Here is a 15,956-nt window from a genome sequence, read left to right as displayed (position 1 = left end):
AATAGATCCCAACGTAGCGATTTGATAAATATCAAGCTGCTCCAAGACACTAGAGAAACAGGCGCAAAACCATGCGTAGTCAGCCGGGCTGTTACGAGGAAAACAACAGTTTGGTCTTGTGGCTGCCCAAACACCGATGCGTTGGCAACGGCGGATTCAGCCGCTACGATTTGACAGAAGTCACGCCAGGCGCTGAACTGCCCCGCTTGTCATCGGATGGCACACTGGCAGCGTCTTCGTCCTGCAATATCACGCTTGCGTTTTGGTCACTGTCTTCGAACTGACCCGACATCACAGCCCAGTACAGCACGCCGCCAATGCTCATAACGAACAAAAACGCCAGGAACACCAAGAGAAAGAATACGTCCATGGCAGCACTAGACCGATGAAGAGTTGATCGCGATCGCGCTGGCGCCGACAGGCTCGCCGATCGTATAGTTTTTATAGAAATGCCAGGCATAGAACGCGACGGCCAACGACGAAACCAGCATGGTTATGGCGGCAAGCCATGGCTGCACCAGACCAATCATGGCAAATGGAATCATAAGCAGGTGCCACAACAGCGAGCCGTAAAGCGCGCGGCGGGCAACACGGACAGTCTGCGTGCGCAAGGCAATATGTTCGCTCTGGCTCAGTGGCGGACTGCCAACAACGATGGCGCGCGCCGCTGCCTGTGCAGAAGGGACCGCCATGGCCATGGCGCAAGGACAACTCATGACAAACAGCGCAACCAGTACCGACAGGGCGTGGCCGGAGTCAATGTACAAGTACCAGATGAGCGCAGACACAATGGACAGCGCAATTTGTATACTGACGAAGTACAGCCCGACCCGGTCGGCCGTCTTGGCCAGCAGCCTGGACTCCTGATCGAAGCGCTGATCAAGCGCAGCGCCAGCCGATTGCCTGGCGGCAAGCGCCAGATAGCGCGCCGTAAGCACGAAGGCAACGAACATGGCAATGGATTCGAAATAGACTTCGCCGGACTGGCGAAAGGTCGCGATGGCACTGGGAACAAAGGCCACCACAATGCCCAGGCCAATCGGCCAGTTCATGGACTGCTGATGGGGGTCATGCGGGTCCCTGCCCAGAAAGCCACGCCAGATAGGCCAGGCGCAATAAAGCAGTACCGGCACGGTCAGCAGCAGGCTGCACCAGTTCATGACGATAATGGCGGTGTCCAGCGTATCGACTGTTTCTGCGTCTGCGTAGCTGGCGCGAAGATAACCCGGGAAGGCAAACATCATGACCTGCATCATGACCAGCCAGGCCAACCCGAGCCGGGCAAGCATGTGCCTGCGCTGCAGGCGTTCCTGAGCGCCCAGGTCGCTGGGGATCGAGAAAATGGAGGCGGGTTTCATACCACCGATCATAGTATCGATCCAAGAAAGCGATCTTGATCTATATCAAACTATTCGGCACCTGCAGTGCGTTGCGACCCAGCGCGACCCACTCAGACAGGGTTGAATACGCCCTGGGACAAATACCGATCACCACGATCACAGACGATGAAGACAATGGTGGCGTTATTGACGCGTTCGGCGGTGCGCAAAGCAGCCACCAGCGCACCAGCGGACGAAATGCCACCGAAGATGCCTTCGCTGGCAGCCAGATGACGGGCCATATCTTCGGCCTCCTGCTGCCCGATCAACTCAAGGTGGTCAACGCCTGCCTGGTTATAGATGGCCGGCTGATACTCTTCGGACCATTTCCTGATGCCTGGAATCGATGCGCCGGGAGCCGGTTGTGCGCCGATGATCTGGATATCTGCGTTACGCGATTTCAGGTAAGACCCGACCCCCATGATCGTGCCGGTGGTTCCCATGGCGCTCACGAAATGCGTAACCTGTCCGTCTGTCTGCTTCCATATTTCCGGGCCGGTGCCTTCGACATGGGCGCGTGGGTTATCGGGATTGGCAAACTGGTCCAGCACCTTGCCCTTGCCTTCGGCCTGCATCGACTGAGCCAGATCTCGTGCATACTCCATGCCGCCCTTGTCTGCCGGCGTCAGGATCAGTTGGGCGCCGTATGCATTCATCGACGCACGGCGTTCCACCGACAGGTTATCGGGCATGATCAGAATCATTTTATAGCCGCTGATGGCGGCCGCCATGGCCAGCGCTATACCGGTATTGCCGCTGGTGGCTTCGATAAGCGTATCGCCGGGCCGGATGTCGCCGCGCGCCTGCGCATGCCGGATCATGGACAATGCTGGCCTGTCCTTGACTGAACCGGCCGGATTGTTACCCTCGAGCTTGGCCAGAATCACATTGCCGCGCGCCTCACCCAAATGTGCGGGAATGCGCTGCAGGCGTACCAAGGGGGTGTTGCCGATGGTATCTTCAATGGTGGGATACGATTTTGTCATGATAGGTCAGAATGGAATGTGGGATACCCCGAAAATCCATGTGGGCATCGTAAGTTGCGAACGAACCCTGACGTCCCGAAGTGGGCTCAACAGGCGCTTGGTGAAGGTAATCATAGCATTCATCATCGCGCTTGCACGACTTATTCCCTGACCGGTCAATGGGTTTTGCGCTGTGCTGCGGTACTGACAGGCTCCTTACCCAAATCTGACGATGCGCTGTCTGCCCGCGGGCGTGGCCGGATCAACATGGGCATGGCCGGGATGGGCCTGCGTACCAGGCCATCACCGGCATGCTTCAGATCGTTTGCTGTCTCATTGCTGGCAACCGCGTTGCGCCTCACAGGCTTGGACTGGTCGGGATCAGAACGTGCAGGCGTGTTACCGGGTGATCGGGCACTGGCCGCCTGGTGCACAGAGCGCCCGGCAAGTGAACCCGCCCGAACGCCCTGTTCGCGCAATTTCTTCAGTTTTTTCGGCCCCACGCCTGCAACCCGGGCCGCCACATCCTCCATGGAGACAAAGCGGCCGTGTGCCCGGGCCGCCAGAATGCGGTCAGCCAATTTGTCGCCAACGCCCTTGATCGCACGCAGTTGGGTTCGCGTGGCCTGATTCAGGTCCAATGCATTAACGGAAGAAAACCCAAACACAAGAAAGCAACCAAACAGCCAGGATCGGGAGCAACAACAGCGGACAAATGGCATACGCAAGACAAAACGGAGAACGGTGAGATTGATGTCGTGTAGTGTGCCATAGCGGCGCTTTTGCGTCCCGAACAGGCAGATAGAAGTATCCACTAGTACAAGCCGGCGCGAACAATCCAGTGCGTTCGGATGCGGAGAAAGCATGAACAGGGCGAGGCATATGTGACTACCCTGGGAGATCATAAAAAAACCCGGGCGCACCTGATGTGCCCGGGTAAGTTCAATGAATCTGATAAACCTGATGAGTCTGGTACATCTGATCAATCTGAGATGCCTGCCATGGCCCGCCATAGACCTGGATGGCTCCTGCAAGCTGGACGCGCTATGCGTTATCCGAACGCAATCGGCGGATATAGCTGGATACGCCCTGCTCCACATCGTTCATCTCTGCCTTGAAACCGGCAGCCCGCAGTCGGGTGGTGTCAGCCTGGGTAAAGCTCTGATAGCGCCCTTTGAGATCATCGGGGAACGGAATATAGCGAATCAGCCCCTCGCGAACCAGCGCATCCAGCGACAGGCGCGCTTCGTTTCTCTCTTCCCGCAGGGTATTGACGACCGCGCAGGCGATGTCGTTAAAGGGTTGCGCCCGACCGGTACCGCAATTGAAAATGCCGGATTGTTCCGGGTGATCCAGGAAAAACAGATTGACTGCAACCACGTCATCCACAGAGATGAAATCGCGCCGCTGACCGCCATCTTCGTAACCATCCCAGCCGCCAAAAAGCCGCACATGGCCCTCCGACAGAAACTGGTTCATATTATGAAAGGCAACGGAGGCCATGCGACCCTTGTGCTGTTCATTCGGGCCATACACATTGAAGTATCGAAGCCCCACAACCTGTGCCGTGCGGTGTTCAAAACGCTCACGCACCACCTGGTCAAACAGGAACTTTGAATAACCGTATACATTCAGTGGCTTTTCGTTTTCAAGCGCCTCGATATAATCCGGGCCCGCGCCATACACGGCAGCGGAAGACGCATAAATAAACGGGATGCTGCGAGCCTGGCAGAAATTAAATAGCTCCAGCGTGACCCGATAGTTGTTATCCATCATGTAACGACCGTTTCTTTCCGTCGTGTCCGAACAGGCGCCCTGATGAAAAATGGCGGTCACCGGGCCGAACTGGCCGCTGTTGACCCGAGTACGAAATTCGTCCTTGTCCATATAGTCGGCAATAATTCCTGACCGCAGATTGACGAACTTGTCGCCATCAGTCAGATCGTCTACAGCCAGGATATTGGTAATGCCCCTGTTGTTCAGGCCACGCACGAGATTGCTGCCAATGAAACCCGCGGCTCCGGTTACGATAATCATGTCAGTTCCTCTGCACTTACTATAGATGTTCCAAGTTTACCTACTACTATACCACCGGCCTGATTCGCCCACTCGACGGCCTCATGCCAGTCCGCGCCAGCGGCGCGGGTTACGGCCATGGTCGCCAGAACCGTATCGCCGGCTCCGGAGACATCAAAGACCTCGTGCGCGGCAGCATCCACATGGAACCGCCCCGCTTCAGTGTATAAAGTCATTCCCTGTTCCGAGCGTGTAATCAGCAGCGCCTCAAGCGCGAGCCGTTGACGCAGGCTCTGGGCCGACAGCGTCAGCTCCTCTTCGGTTTTCCATTTGCCAACCGCCTGCTGCATTTCTCCGCGGTTCGGAGAAATCAGGTTTGCACCTGCGTAGCGGTCATATTCGTCCCCTTTAGGATCGACCAACACCGGTATCCCGCGTTCGCGCGCCAGTTTAATCAGCAAGGAGCAATGAGTGAGCACCCCTTTGGCATAATCGGAAAGAACCACAATGTCATGATCGTTTAGCAGGCGGCGATACTGTTGTTCCAGTTGCTGCAGGGTCTGCGCATCAGGCAGATAGTCAAAATCGATCCGCAGCAATTGCTGCTGACGCCCCAACACACGCATTTTCAGGGTGGTATGCATGGATGCGTCGATTAATAATTGGGTATCGATACCCGCTTCGCGCGCCAGCCTGGCAATTTGCTCGCCGGCCTCATCATCGCCCACGATGCCCAACAAGGTGACCCCACCGCCGAGTGCAACTATATTGCGGGCCACATTGGCCCCGCCGCCCAGCCGGTCTTCTCGTTTGGCCACTCGCACCACCGGTACCGGTGCCTCTGGCGAAATACGCTCGACTTCACCAAACCAGTAGCGGTCAAGCATCACATCGCCCACGACCAGAATACGGATCTGTCTGATTTTTTCTATCGGAAATGCACGCATACGACTATTCCTCTGGGCGGCGTGGCGAATAAGTTTCCCATGAGTTGCAGCCAGGACATTGCCAATAATAGGTCTGTGCCTGGAATCCGCAGACCCGGCAGGCATATTTGTCCATACGCCGGGTGTGCTTGTCAATCATGGTCCGCAATAATGACAGGTCAAAATCGGGCATATGTTGTTGCAGCTCGCCTTGCCCACCCGCACTCTGCTCTTGCGCCAGTTCGCTTTGCAGTACTTTATCAAAGCCCAGCAACGACGGATGCTGGCGCAGGGAGTCCTGGGCGAACTGCCAGGCGGGAGCGAACCCCTGCTTGCGCAATGCTGCAAAGACCACTTCGAATACATCCAGCGACGGATGCGCAAAATAATGGTCCCTGAGCAAGCTGACCGCCTGTTCATCCTGGCCACTGGCAGCGAAATTGTCCATGATCTGCTTGGCCACCAGGCCGGCGAACTCAGGCGAGCGCTCCAGCGCCGAAAGCAGCCATTGGCGCTCGGTGTTGCCATCGCCCAGGCGACGGGCCAGATAGGCGCGCAAAATGGCGATACGGGCGTAAGAAGCCTGGGATCCACCCTGCTCCATGTTGTGCCTGGCTTCGCGCTCTGCAGCGTCCAGCTCGGCGGCGACACGGTCAAAATCCGGCTCTTTCGCACTTAATGCGGCCTGCGCCCGTTCGCAATGGTAATGGACGCGTTGTGGCAACGGCTCATCGGTCAGTTCACGCAGATGCGCCGCGGCGGCAATCGCCTTTTCCCAATCGTGTTCGGCTTCGTAAATGCGAATCAGCGCCCGGGTCGCAGAAACGCCATAGCTGGTATTTTGCACTTCCTTGAAAGCATTTTCAGCGCGATCAAACATGCCCGCCTTGAAGTAATCCTGGGCGATCTCATGCAATGCATGTTCCCTGTCGGCTCGCGGCAAATCTGAACGGGAAAGCAGGCTTTGATGGACCCGAATGGCCCGCTCGATCTCTCCGCGACGACGAAACAGGTTGCCGAGCGCAAAATGCAGTTCCGTTGTTTCGGAATCAAGTTTGGCCACTTCGACAAACGCATCAATGGCCCGGTCATGGTCCTCGTTGAGCAGAAAATTGAGCCCGCGAAAATAGGAGTCGGGCAGATTCCTGCTTTCAGATACGATCTGCCGGACATCCACCTTGGCTGCGATCCACCCCAGTCCGAACAAAATGGGGATCAGGATCAGCCACCATGCCTCAAAGTCCAACTGCGGTCTCCCGGGCAGGCGTGTGCAAGGCGGTGCTTGTCGAGGCCACGCTGCTGCGAAGGCGCAATTCTTCGGCTTTGAGCGCTTCCAGCGACTGACGGGTATCAGCCACGTCACGGTTCAAACGCTCTACCTCGCCTTTTAGGCGCCCGACTTCACGGGTTTTACGCAAGCGTGTAGGAATGCTGACCAGCCACGCAAACAATGCACCAGCGAAAAATGCAAGCAATAGCACGACAATAAGCGGCACACCGGCAAACGTATAATCACCAAAAAAACGCACAGTAACGGGATCGGTATTTTTAAGTGCGAACAATAGCACCAGCAAAAAAAGTATGATTCGCAATGCCCAGACTATGTAACGCATTGGCCTGCTCCTGAAATTGAATTATTCGCCATTGTAATGCGAATTGATGGTCTAAAAACAAAAACCCCGATTTTGCAATCGGGGTTTTTGGACATCATAAGAAACGAACACCTACCTGATTTGATCAGAGATTGGCTACCTTGGCCGCCTCGGCGTCAAAATGGCCATTCTCGGACGCATTCTGCTTGGTGTCGTCAGCAGAGGTAAAAACAGAATCAACGCGCTCGCGCAATTCTTTGCCCGCCTTGAAGTGAGGCACCCGTTTACCGGGGACCATCACCTGTTCGCCGGACTTGGGATTGCGCCCAACCCGTGGAGCACGCGTTGACAGCGAGAAGCTGCCAAAACCGCGAATTTCAATGCGCTGACCTCTGGATAGAGCAACGGTCATGGCATCAAGCATCGTCTTGACAGCGAAGTCGGTGTCACGGGCAGCCAGCTGTGGATAGCTGGCCGCTAGTGCTTCAATCAACTCTGATTTAGTCACAGCTTAATCGTCTTTAGCTTGGTCGAGCTTCGCCTTGAGCAAAGCCCCCAGGTTAGTCGTACCGGATGACGCACTGGTATCGCTCATACGCTGCAGCGCATCTGCGGTCTCAGCATTGTCACGTGCCTTGATTGACAACTGGATTGAACGCGCCTTGCGATCAACGTTCAGGATCATGGCTTCGACGTTCTGGCCTTCTTTCAGAACAGTGGTCGCGTCTTCGACACGGCCGGCTGAAATTTCAGAAGCGCGCAGATAGCCTTCAACCTCAAGTGACAGCGTTACAACCGCACCTTTGGCTTCAACAGACTTGATCACGCCAGGAACAACGGCGCCCTTGTCGTTCGTTGCAACGAAGTTGTTGAACGGATCGCCTTCGAGTTGTTTGATACCAAGAGAAATACGCTCTTTATCGGTATCGATCGCCAGAACCACGGCATCAATCTCGTCGCCTTTCTTGAAGTTGCGCACGGCCTCTTCGCCAGAATCAGCCCATGACAGGTCAGACAGGTGAACCAGACCATCGATGCCACCAGGCAGACCGATGAATACGCCAAAGTCGGTGATGGACTTGATTGCGCCATGAACTTTGTCACCACGTTTGAAGTTGGTGGCAAAATCTTCCCATGGGTTTGCACGACACTGTTTCATGCCAAGCGAAATACGACGACGATCTTCGTCGATTTCCAGAACCATGACTTCAACTTCTTCGCCAAGGCTGACCACTTTGCGCGGATCAACGTTTTTGTTGGTCCAGTCCATTTCGGAAACGTGTACCAGACCTTCGATACCGGTTTCGACTTCAACGAACGCACCGTAGTCGGTAAGGTTGGTCACTTTACCGAACAGACGTGTACTTTGTGGGTAGCGACGAGCCAAACCAACCCATGGGTCTTCGCCCAGCTGTTTTACACCCAGGGAAACACGGCTTTTCTCTTGATCGAACTTGAGAACTTTGGCCTGAACTTCCTGACCAACAGACAGGACCTCGGACGGGTGACGAACACGGCGCCATGCCATATCAGTAATGTGCAACAGACCGTCGATACCGCCCAGGTCAACGAACGCACCGTAATCGGTAATGTTTTTGACAACACCGGTAACCACTGCGCCTTCTTTCAGGTTCTCCAGCAGTTTCTGGCGCTCTTCGCCCATGTTAACTTCAAGAACGGAACGACGTGACAGAACGACGTTATTGCGTTTGCGATCAAGTTTAATAACTTTAAACTCCATCGTTTTGCCTTCGTATGGTGTTGTATCCTTGACAGGACGCAGATCAACCAGTGAACCAGGCAAAAAGGCACGAATGCCGTTTGTCATCACGGTAAGGCCGCCCTTCACTTTTCCAGTGATGGTGCCGGTTACCATTTCGCCGGACTCGAGCGCTTTCTCGAGTGACAGCCATGCAGACAGACGTTTTGCACGATCACGGGACAGGATGGTGTCGCCGTAACCGTTTTCGAGTGAATCAATGGCAACAGAAACGAAGTCGCCTTCGGCAACTTCCAGTTCGCCCTGATCATTCAGGAATTCTTCGAGAGGGATGAGAGATTCGGACTTCAATCCCGCATTAACTACGACAAAGTTGTGATCGATACGGACCACTTCGGCTGAAATCACTTCACCTGATTTCATATCCTGGTTTTTTACGCTTTGAGCAAATAAATCGGCAAAGCTTTCGCCACCAGTGGCGTCTTGTAAAGAAATGGATGACATTAGAAAAATCCCGGGACCGTCACGGTCTCCTGGCCTTAAAAACACGCTTTGGCAGAACAGCCTGCCGCGGCGGAGTGAAAAAATCTTTCGCCTGAACCCAGACAAAAGCCCTTGAAATTCAACGATAACGCAGGTGACTTTCGCGCCTGCCATGACCGTTGAAAAAACTGCTCTGTGCCTATGGCGTAGCGATCATGCTGGCTACGCCAAGGAAATAGTGTGTACTGCAACTGCACCCCTGCCAAGGCTGCATTAGCGAGCAGGGACAGATTCGATAGGAATACGAACGACAAACGCCTGGGCGTCTGGGCGTCTGGCACTGCTGCCGGTTGGTGTATCGCGGCAGGCCGATAAGCTGCAGCCTATAGCGTAACCCCCGATAGCATTGCATACAACTACATGTAAACGCGCTGCTACCGCTCGCAAGCCAACAATGGCAGGCGACTGATCTGAACGCGTGATTGACGCCCGGTTGACCCGCTGCTCTGGCACCGGTTGGATCAAGCTCCCACCATAAAGCCCAATTGCCGGATTATTACGTTTTGTTACGCCAGTGAGCCAGGATGCGCTCGACGGTCTGATCAATTCCCAAATTGGAGGAATCAACCACCACGGCATCATCTGCTGGCTTAAGTGGCGCCACCAAACGGTTCTGATCCCGGTCGTCGCGCGCTTTCAAATCCTTTAACAAGTCGCCAAGATTAGCAGAAAAACCTTTTTCGATCAACTGGTTATAGCGTCTTTGCGCACGTGCATCGACGTCGGCAATCAGGAAAATCTTAAGAGATGCATCAGGAAATACGACTGTCCCCATATCGCGACCGTCGCAAACCAGGCCCGGAGCCTGCCGAAACGCCCGCTGGCGCTCCAACAAGGCATCGCGCAATGGCTGCAGCGGTGCTATCCGGGAGGCCATGTCGCCGATATGCTCCTGGCGCAGCTGCTCTGTGACGTCGTCGTTGTCAAGCAACACTTTGTCGCCCTGAAAACGGACATCCAGCTGTCTTGCAATATTGGACAGCGCCTGTTCGTCCGTATCGACTATACCGCGCCTGAGCGCTGCGAGTGCACTTAAGCGGTACAACGCGCCGCTATCGAGGACGGACCAGCCCAGCGCATCGGCCACCCGGGCAGCGACCGTGCCTTTGCCTGAGGCGGTCGGACCATCAATGGCAATAACCGGAATGCAACCATCCACCTGCGCCCCGCCAGTCATGACACCCCTTCCTGCGCCGTTGCGACCAGTGCATCATAAACCGAAAAATAGTCGGGAAACGTCTTGCTGACGCAGGCAGGATCCAGGATTGTGACGCCAACAGGCCCGAATACGGCCAGCGAAAAGCACATGGCCATACGATGATCGTCGTAAGTCGCAATGTTCGCTGTCTGCCATTTGCCGGGTGCGGGCGGCGTAATACGTATCCAGTCTGCCCCGGATTCGACCACCGCGCCCAATTTGCTCAGTTCAGTATGCATGGCATGAATACGATCCGTTTCCTTGACGCGCCAGCTACCGATATTGCGCAACATGCAGGGGCCGTCGGCATACAAGGCCAGCACAGCCGCCGTCATGGCCGCATCGGGAATCAGGTTGAAATCTTCATCGAATGCCGGCAAAGGATGCTCTGCAATGCTTTGTGCTCTCTCGGAAATCAGACACTGATCCTGATAGGTGATTTTTCCACCCAGCCGTTCAATAAATTGCGCAAACGCAATATCGCCTTGGATGCTGTCCCTGCCAATGCCGTTAATCTGCAACGGGCCCTGGCCAAGCAGTCCCAGCGCCAAAAAGTAAGACGCACTGGAGGCATCACCCTCGACAGCCACCGCTTGGGGACTGGTGTATCGGCTATCTGCAGCAATGGTAAAGCGCTGCCAGCCTTCCTGCACAACGGTGACGCCAAAGCGCGCCATCAATTGCAGCGTAATGGCTATATACGGCTTGGAGATCAGCTCTCCCTGGACCTGCAAGGTGACATCGCGGCCGGCACGCGCCGCCAGGATGGGAGCCATCATCAGAAAAGCGGTAAGAAACTGGCTGGACACATTGCCCTGAATCGGGATCGGACCATCAACATGCAGTTGCCCTGGCGAGATTTGCAGCGGCGGGTAACCTGTCTGGCCCTCGTAGCGGATCTGAGCGCCAACGGCCTGTAGTGCCGTGACCAGGTCTCCGACCGGGCGCTCATGCATACGAGGTACGCCATGCAGGCGGTAGTGGCCGCCGGCCATGGCCAGCGCAGCGGTCAGCGGGCGAAACGCCGTACCGGCATTGCCCAGAAACAGATCTGCCTGCGATTGTGGAAACGAGCCTGTGCCGTGCACCACAACCTGATTGTCGCCTGCCTGATCAATCTGCAGCCCAAGCGTGCGCAGCGCGGCAAGCATCACGCGTGTGTCATCGGAATCGAGCAGCCCATCAATGCGTGTACTGCCCTCGGACAAGGCCGCCAGCAACAGGACCCGATTCGAAATGCTTTTCGAGCCAGGCAGCGCCATCTTCCCTTGGACCCGTACCGCCGGCGCCAGATATTGACTTGCTTCACTCATGATGGTGGATTCTCCCAATCTTGCCGCGCCTGGGCCGCGGCTGCCAGCCATGCCTCGAACGCTTCATTGTTGCCGCTCTCCAGCATTTGCCGGGCCTGCTCCAGGCAGGTTTGAAAACGGGTAATTTCCTCTAGCATGCACTCACGATTACTGGAAAAAATATCGCGCCACATGACCGGAGGTCCGGCAGCGATCCGCGTGAAATCACGGAATCCGCTGCCAGCATACTTAAGCTTGCTATCGGTTTGTTCAGCGTCCAGCAGGCTGTACATATAGAGCGCCGACAGAAAGTGCGGCATATGACTGACCGCGGCGAATATGCGATCATGTTCGGCGGCACCCATCGAACTGACCGTGGACCCGCAGGCTTCCCATAACCGGGTCAGCAGATCGATCTGCTCCGGCGCATTCTCCTGTAACGGCGCCAGGATAACCTGCTTTTGTTCAAATAGAAAAGCATTGGCCGCGGCAGGGCCGGACGTTTCGGCGCCGGCAATGGGATGTCCCGGAACAAACTGCCCCACGCGATCGCCCAGCGAGCGTCGGGCCATGCCAACCACCTGCTGCTTGGTGCTGCAAACATCGGTAATGATCGTGCGTGGCGCTAAAAATGGCTTGATTGCATTGCATACCGATTCAAATGCAGAAACCGGCGTCGCGATGACGATCACGTCTGCCTGCGAGACCTGCTCGAAAGACGCAATGGTATCGATGATGCCCAGTTCCAGCGCCTTGTTGATGCTTGCCGGGTCGTGGCTGATGCCCAGCACCTTGTCGACAACGCCATTGCGCTTGAGCGACAATGCCAGTGAGCCGCCGATCAGACCGACGCCAACCACGGCCAAAACCGGAATCCGAAGCGGCGGCACCGCTGCCACTGCTTGCTCGCTGACCTTGCTTGCGATCACTTGCCCAGCACCTCTTTGAGCGCGCTGATGAATTTGGCGTTTTCCTCGGGCAATCCGATAGAAACGCGCAGATGCTCAGGCAGGCCATCGCCGACAACGGGGCGCACGATGACACCACGCTGCAGCAGCGCAGTATTGACTGCAGCTGCATCGCCCACCCGCAGCAAAATGAAGTTGCCGAAGCTGGGGACAAATTCCAGCCCCATTTCAGTAAACTGCGCCGACAGCCAGCGCTTGCCGTCACGATTCAATTCGTAGGTTTTCTCAAGAAACGCAGTGTCCTTGAGCGCTGCGATCGCGGCCACCTGGGCCAGCAAATTCACATTGAACGGCTGGCGAACGCGATTTAAATAATCAGTCATTTCCGGACGCGCAATGGCAAACCCCATGCGCATCCCTGCCAAGCCATAAGCCTTGGAAAACGTGCGGACCACGATGACGTTGGAAAAATCTCTTACCAACTGGGCACTGTCAAACCGCAACTGCGGATCCAGATATTCGTTATACGCTTCATCCAGCACCACGGTAACGCGATTGCCGTAGGTCGCATGCACTTTCTCAACAAAACTGCGAATCACATCGCCGCTATGGAAGGTGCCGGTCGGATTATTTGGATTGGCAATAAAGACCAGACGTGTATCGTCGCCAATGGCCTCGAACATGCCCTGCAGATCGTGGCCATAACTGGCAGCAGGCACTTTAATATGGGTGGCGCCGCGCGCCTGCGTTGCCAACTGGTACACAATGAATGCGTGTTCGGCGTAAACGCAGGAAGCCTGCTGGTCCAGGATGGCCAGCGAAATAATTTCCAGCAAGTCGTTGGAGCCATTGCCTACCGTAAGCCAATTGGCGGGAACCTGGTAATGCGCAGCCAATGCCTGTTTGAGTGAAAAGGCATTGGGATCCGGATAGCGACCCAGCGCCTGCCCTGGCACGCTTTCAAGAAATGTGCTGATCGCCTGGCGTACCGAGTCGGACATGCCCAGCGGATTTTCATTGGATGCCAGTTTGACAATACTGGCCGGATCAAGCCCGTATTCACGCGCCAGATCCTCGATGGGCTTTCCTGCCTGGTATGGCATCATCGCATCGACATTACTGGATATACCGAACCCATTGGCTATACCGGACATTCAAATCACCTTCTATTGCATTGGGTAGGAACCCAGAATTTTGAAAAATGCGGACTGCTGCTTCAGCTCTTCCAGCGCCCGTGCCACGTTCTCGTCAGAACAGTGGCCCAACACATCGACATAAAAATAATATTCCCACTGACCGGTGCGTGCCGGCCGGGATTCGAAACGGGTCATCGACACGCCATTGCGCGCAAAGGGGCTGATCATCTCGTATACCGCGCCTACGCGATTGGGTACCGCAAAAATCAGGCTGGTCTGATCTCGTCCGCTGGGCGCCGTTTCGATATTGCCAATGGCCAGAAAGCGGGTCTTGTTATTGGCGTCGTCCTGGATACCGGAAGCCACCAGCCCGAGATTCCAGAACACAGCGGCGGTTTCTCCGGCGATTGCCGCAACGCTTTCATCCTGAGCCGCATGTTTGGCCGCCTCGGAATTGCTGGCTGCTGGCACGATCTCGAGCGTCGGATGATGTTGCGAGAGCCACTTCTGGCACTGCGCCAGCGCCTGTGGATGCGCCATGATGCATTTGACGCCATCCATGGTGCCATGCTGGCTCATCAGACAGTGACGGATGGGAATGGAACGAACCCCATGCACCCTGACGGTTGAATTGAGAAACAGATCCAGTGTCCTGTTGACAGCCCCTTCGGTGGAGTTTTCAACCGGTACCATGCCAACATCAGCCTGCCCGGCCTCGACGGCACGAAACACCTCATCAAAGGACGGACACGGCAGCGCCTGGACAGAATGGCCGTAGAACTCCATGGCAGCCTGCTCGGAAAATGACCCTTCCGGGCCAAGATAGGCCACTGTCAGCCCTTTTTCCAGACCCCGGCAAACCGAAATGATTTCAGCCCAGACGGCCCGCACACCGGTTTCGGTAAAGGTGCCATAGCGATTGAGCTCCTGAAGGCGCCGGATAACCTGGGCTTCACGTTCGGGTTTGAGCACGGCGCTGTCGGCCTGATGCTCGTACTTGACTCGGCCTACATCGATTGCCGTTTGCGCCCGCTGATTAAGCAGGTCAAGAATATCGCGGTCAATCTGATCAATTTTGTCGCGCAGCGGTTTGAGCGCATCCTGTAGTGAATTATCCATGCGTACGCTCGAACTCTTTCATGAAGTCTATGAGTGTTGTAACGCCTTCCATAGGCATTGCGTTATAAATGGATGCGCGCACACCGCCAACGGACTTGTGTCCTTTCAGCGCCAGCAGGTGATGTTGCGCAGCTTCTTTCAGAAACTGGCTGGTCAGTTGCTCGCTGGCCAGCGTAAACGGCACATTCATGCGGGAACGGAAGGCCGGCTGTATAGGATTGGCGTAAAAGTCGCTGCTGTCTATCTGGGCATACAATGCCCGCGATTTGGCCAGATTGCGTTTTTCGATCTCGGCCAGTCCGCCCAGTTGGAGCAACCATTTGAACACCAGTCCGCAAATGTAAATACCGTAGCTCGGCGGCGTGTTGTAGCGGGAGCGCTCTTTTGCCACGTTCACATAATCGAAGGCCGACGGTGTGCATGCGAGCGCATGGCCCAGCATGTCTCTGCGCACAATCACCATAGTGACACCAGCAGGACCCGCATTTTTCTGCGCGCCCGCATACACCATGCCGGTACGGGAAACATCCAGCGGACGGGACAGGAAATGTGATGAGGCATCAAGCACCAGCGGCACATCGGGTACGCCCAATGCCTGCATGTCGGGCATCTGCGCAATTTCCACGCCGCCAATGGTTTCATTGCTGCAATAGTGCAAATAAGAAGCATCTGGCTGTACCTGCCAGGAATCAAGCGGCGGCACCCAGCTCCAGGCGCCATACGTTACACCATCGATCTGTCGGTCTGTATCGGCAGCAGCCGCCACCCGCGCATTGCCATAGCGTTGCGCCTCTTTATGCGACTTGACTGACCAACTGCCGGTCAGGACGTAATCGGCACTATTGGACGGATTACGCGCGATCAGGTTCATCGGGACAATGGCGTTTTCTGCCGTCGCGCCACCCTGCATGAAAATCACGGCATAATCGTCGGAGATGCCCAACAGGGTGCGCAGGTCGTCTTCAGCCTCGTCGCAGATTTGCGTAAATTCGGCGCCCCGGTGACTCATTTCCATGACCGACATGCCACTGCCGCGCCAGTCGAGCATTTCGGCTGCAGCCTGCTCCAGAACAGGCTTGGGCAGGACAGCCGGCCCGGCCGAAAAATTCCAAAATTGCGTACCCATTATTTACCCTGAAATTAAGGTGATTTACTCTGAAAA

16 protein-coding genes are annotated in these 15,956 nt (G+C 55.8%); all 16 read right to left on the bottom strand.

The genetic code is table 11. The features are described from left to right. Positions 1-163 precede the first annotated feature (163 nt). The 16 genes from ccoS to serC all read right to left on the bottom strand — a co-directional run bounded on the left by ccoS (position 164) and on the right by serC (position 15,920). Positions 164-370 (bottom strand): cbb3-type cytochrome oxidase assembly protein CcoS, encoded by a 207-nt coding sequence (gene ccoS / locus EV681_RS09345; protein WP_165392987.1) that lies wholly within the window; start codon positions 368-370, stop codon positions 164-166. A 7-nt stretch (positions 371-377) separates the two neighbouring features. Further along, complete coding sequence (locus EV681_RS09340; RefSeq protein WP_242612180.1) at positions 378-1,358, bottom strand: P-type ATPase actuator domain-containing protein; 981 nt, start codon at positions 1,356-1,358, stop codon at positions 378-380. A 92-nt stretch (positions 1,359-1,450) separates the two neighbouring features. Then, on the bottom strand, positions 1,451-2,368 hold the full coding sequence (gene cysM, locus EV681_RS09335) for a cysteine synthase CysM (protein ID WP_130303793.1): 918 nt from the start codon (positions 2,366-2,368) through the stop codon (positions 1,451-1,453). A 152-nt stretch (positions 2,369-2,520) separates the two neighbouring features. Beyond that, complete coding sequence (locus EV681_RS09330; RefSeq protein ID WP_165392986.1) at positions 2,521-3,159, bottom strand: ComEA family DNA-binding protein; 639 nt, start codon at positions 3,157-3,159, stop codon at positions 2,521-2,523. 229 nt (positions 3,160-3,388) lie between these two features. After that, positions 3,389-4,381, bottom strand: a complete 993-nt coding sequence (rfaD, locus tag EV681_RS09325; RefSeq protein WP_128394369.1) for an ADP-glyceromanno-heptose 6-epimerase — start codon at positions 4,379-4,381, stop codon at positions 3,389-3,391. Further along, positions 4,378-5,307, bottom strand: a complete 930-nt coding sequence (gene rfaE1 / locus EV681_RS09320) for a D-glycero-beta-D-manno-heptose-7-phosphate kinase (RefSeq protein ID WP_130303791.1) — start codon at positions 5,305-5,307, stop codon at positions 4,378-4,380. The genes rfaD and rfaE1 overlap by 4 nt, the downstream gene beginning before the upstream one ends. Before the next feature lie 4 nt (positions 5,308-5,311). Then, positions 5,312-6,532: a lipopolysaccharide assembly protein LapB gene (gene lapB / locus EV681_RS09315; RefSeq protein ID WP_130303790.1), complete on the bottom strand. Its 1,221-nt coding sequence runs from the start codon at positions 6,530-6,532 to the stop codon at positions 5,312-5,314. Then, complete coding sequence (locus EV681_RS09310; RefSeq protein WP_130303789.1) at positions 6,522-6,899, bottom strand: LapA family protein; 378 nt, start codon at positions 6,897-6,899, stop codon at positions 6,522-6,524. Before EV681_RS09310 ends, lapB begins: the two co-directional genes overlap by 11 nt. 124 nt (positions 6,900-7,023) lie before the next feature. Continuing rightward, on the bottom strand, positions 7,024-7,386 hold the full coding sequence (locus EV681_RS09305; protein ID WP_128394373.1) for an integration host factor subunit beta: 363 nt from the start codon (positions 7,384-7,386) through the stop codon (positions 7,024-7,026). Positions 7,387-7,389: 3 nt separating this feature from the next. Next, on the bottom strand, positions 7,390-9,102 hold the full coding sequence (rpsA, locus tag EV681_RS09300; protein WP_128394374.1) for a 30S ribosomal protein S1: 1,713 nt from the start codon (positions 9,100-9,102) through the stop codon (positions 7,390-7,392). A gap of 535 nt (positions 9,103-9,637) precedes the next feature. Then, the gene (gene cmk / locus EV681_RS09295; protein ID WP_130303788.1) at positions 9,638-10,318 is read right to left on the bottom strand and encodes a (d)CMP kinase; all 681 of its coding nucleotides are present in this window, start codon (positions 10,316-10,318) and stop codon (positions 9,638-9,640) included. Continuing rightward, complete coding sequence (gene aroA / locus EV681_RS09290; protein ID WP_130303787.1) at positions 10,315-11,652, bottom strand: 3-phosphoshikimate 1-carboxyvinyltransferase; 1,338 nt, start codon at positions 11,650-11,652, stop codon at positions 10,315-10,317. Before aroA ends, cmk begins: the two co-directional genes overlap by 4 nt. After that, positions 11,649-12,560 (bottom strand): prephenate dehydrogenase, encoded by a 912-nt coding sequence (locus EV681_RS09285; RefSeq protein WP_341273436.1) that lies wholly within the window; start codon positions 12,558-12,560, stop codon positions 11,649-11,651. The genes aroA and EV681_RS09285 overlap by 4 nt, the downstream gene beginning before the upstream one ends. After that, on the bottom strand, positions 12,557-13,693 hold the full coding sequence (gene hisC / locus EV681_RS09280; protein ID WP_130303786.1) for a histidinol-phosphate transaminase: 1,137 nt from the start codon (positions 13,691-13,693) through the stop codon (positions 12,557-12,559). Before hisC ends, EV681_RS09285 begins: the two co-directional genes overlap by 4 nt. A gap of 12 nt (positions 13,694-13,705) precedes the next feature. Next, a complete protein-coding gene (pheA, locus tag EV681_RS09275) occupies positions 13,706-14,794 on the bottom strand; it encodes a prephenate dehydratase (RefSeq protein ID WP_128394378.1) in 1,089 nt (362 codons plus the stop codon). Further along, entirely contained in the window at positions 14,787-15,920 is a 1,134-nt protein-coding gene (gene serC, locus EV681_RS09270) for a 3-phosphoserine/phosphohydroxythreonine transaminase (protein WP_128394379.1), read from the bottom strand. The genes pheA and serC overlap by 8 nt, the downstream gene beginning before the upstream one ends. Between the last annotated feature and the right edge of the window lie 36 nt (positions 15,921-15,956).

This window comes from Advenella incenata (assembly GCF_004217095.1).
Classification (GTDB): domain Bacteria; phylum Pseudomonadota; class Gammaproteobacteria; order Burkholderiales; family Burkholderiaceae_B; genus Advenella; species Advenella incenata.
This window is presented reverse-complemented; position numbering and strand designations above follow the sequence as displayed.

Coding starts and splice junctions, on each gene's coding strand:
- ccoS (WP_165392987.1), bottom strand. CDS start 370: ATGGACGTATTCTTTCTCTTGGTGTTCCTGGCGTTTTTGTTCGTTATG.
- EV681_RS09340 (WP_242612180.1), bottom strand. CDS start 1,358: ATGAAACCCGCCTCCATTTTCTCGATCCCCAGCGACCTGGGCGCTCAG.
- rfaD (WP_128394369.1), bottom strand. CDS start 4,381: ATGATTATCGTAACCGGAGCCGCGGGTTTCATTGGCAGCAATCTCGTG.
- rfaE1 (WP_130303791.1), bottom strand. CDS start 5,307: ATGCGTGCATTTCCGATAGAAAAAATCAGACAGATCCGTATTCTGGTC.
- EV681_RS09310 (WP_130303789.1), bottom strand. CDS start 6,899: ATGCGTTACATAGTCTGGGCATTGCGAATCATACTTTTTTTGCTGGTG.
- rpsA (WP_128394374.1), bottom strand. CDS start 9,102: ATGTCATCCATTTCTTTACAAGACGCCACTGGTGGCGAAAGCTTTGCC.
- cmk (WP_130303788.1), bottom strand. CDS start 10,318: ATGACTGGCGGGGCGCAGGTGGATGGTTGCATTCCGGTTATTGCCATT.
- aroA (WP_130303787.1), bottom strand. CDS start 11,652: ATGAGTGAAGCAAGTCAATATCTGGCGCCGGCGGTACGGGTCCAAGGG.
- hisC (WP_130303786.1), bottom strand. CDS start 13,693: ATGTCCGGTATAGCCAATGGGTTCGGTATATCCAGTAATGTCGATGCG.
- pheA (WP_128394378.1), bottom strand. CDS start 14,794: ATGGATAATTCACTACAGGATGCGCTCAAACCGCTGCGCGACAAAATT.
- serC (WP_128394379.1), bottom strand. CDS start 15,920: ATGGGTACGCAATTTTGGAATTTTTCGGCCGGGCCGGCTGTCCTGCCC.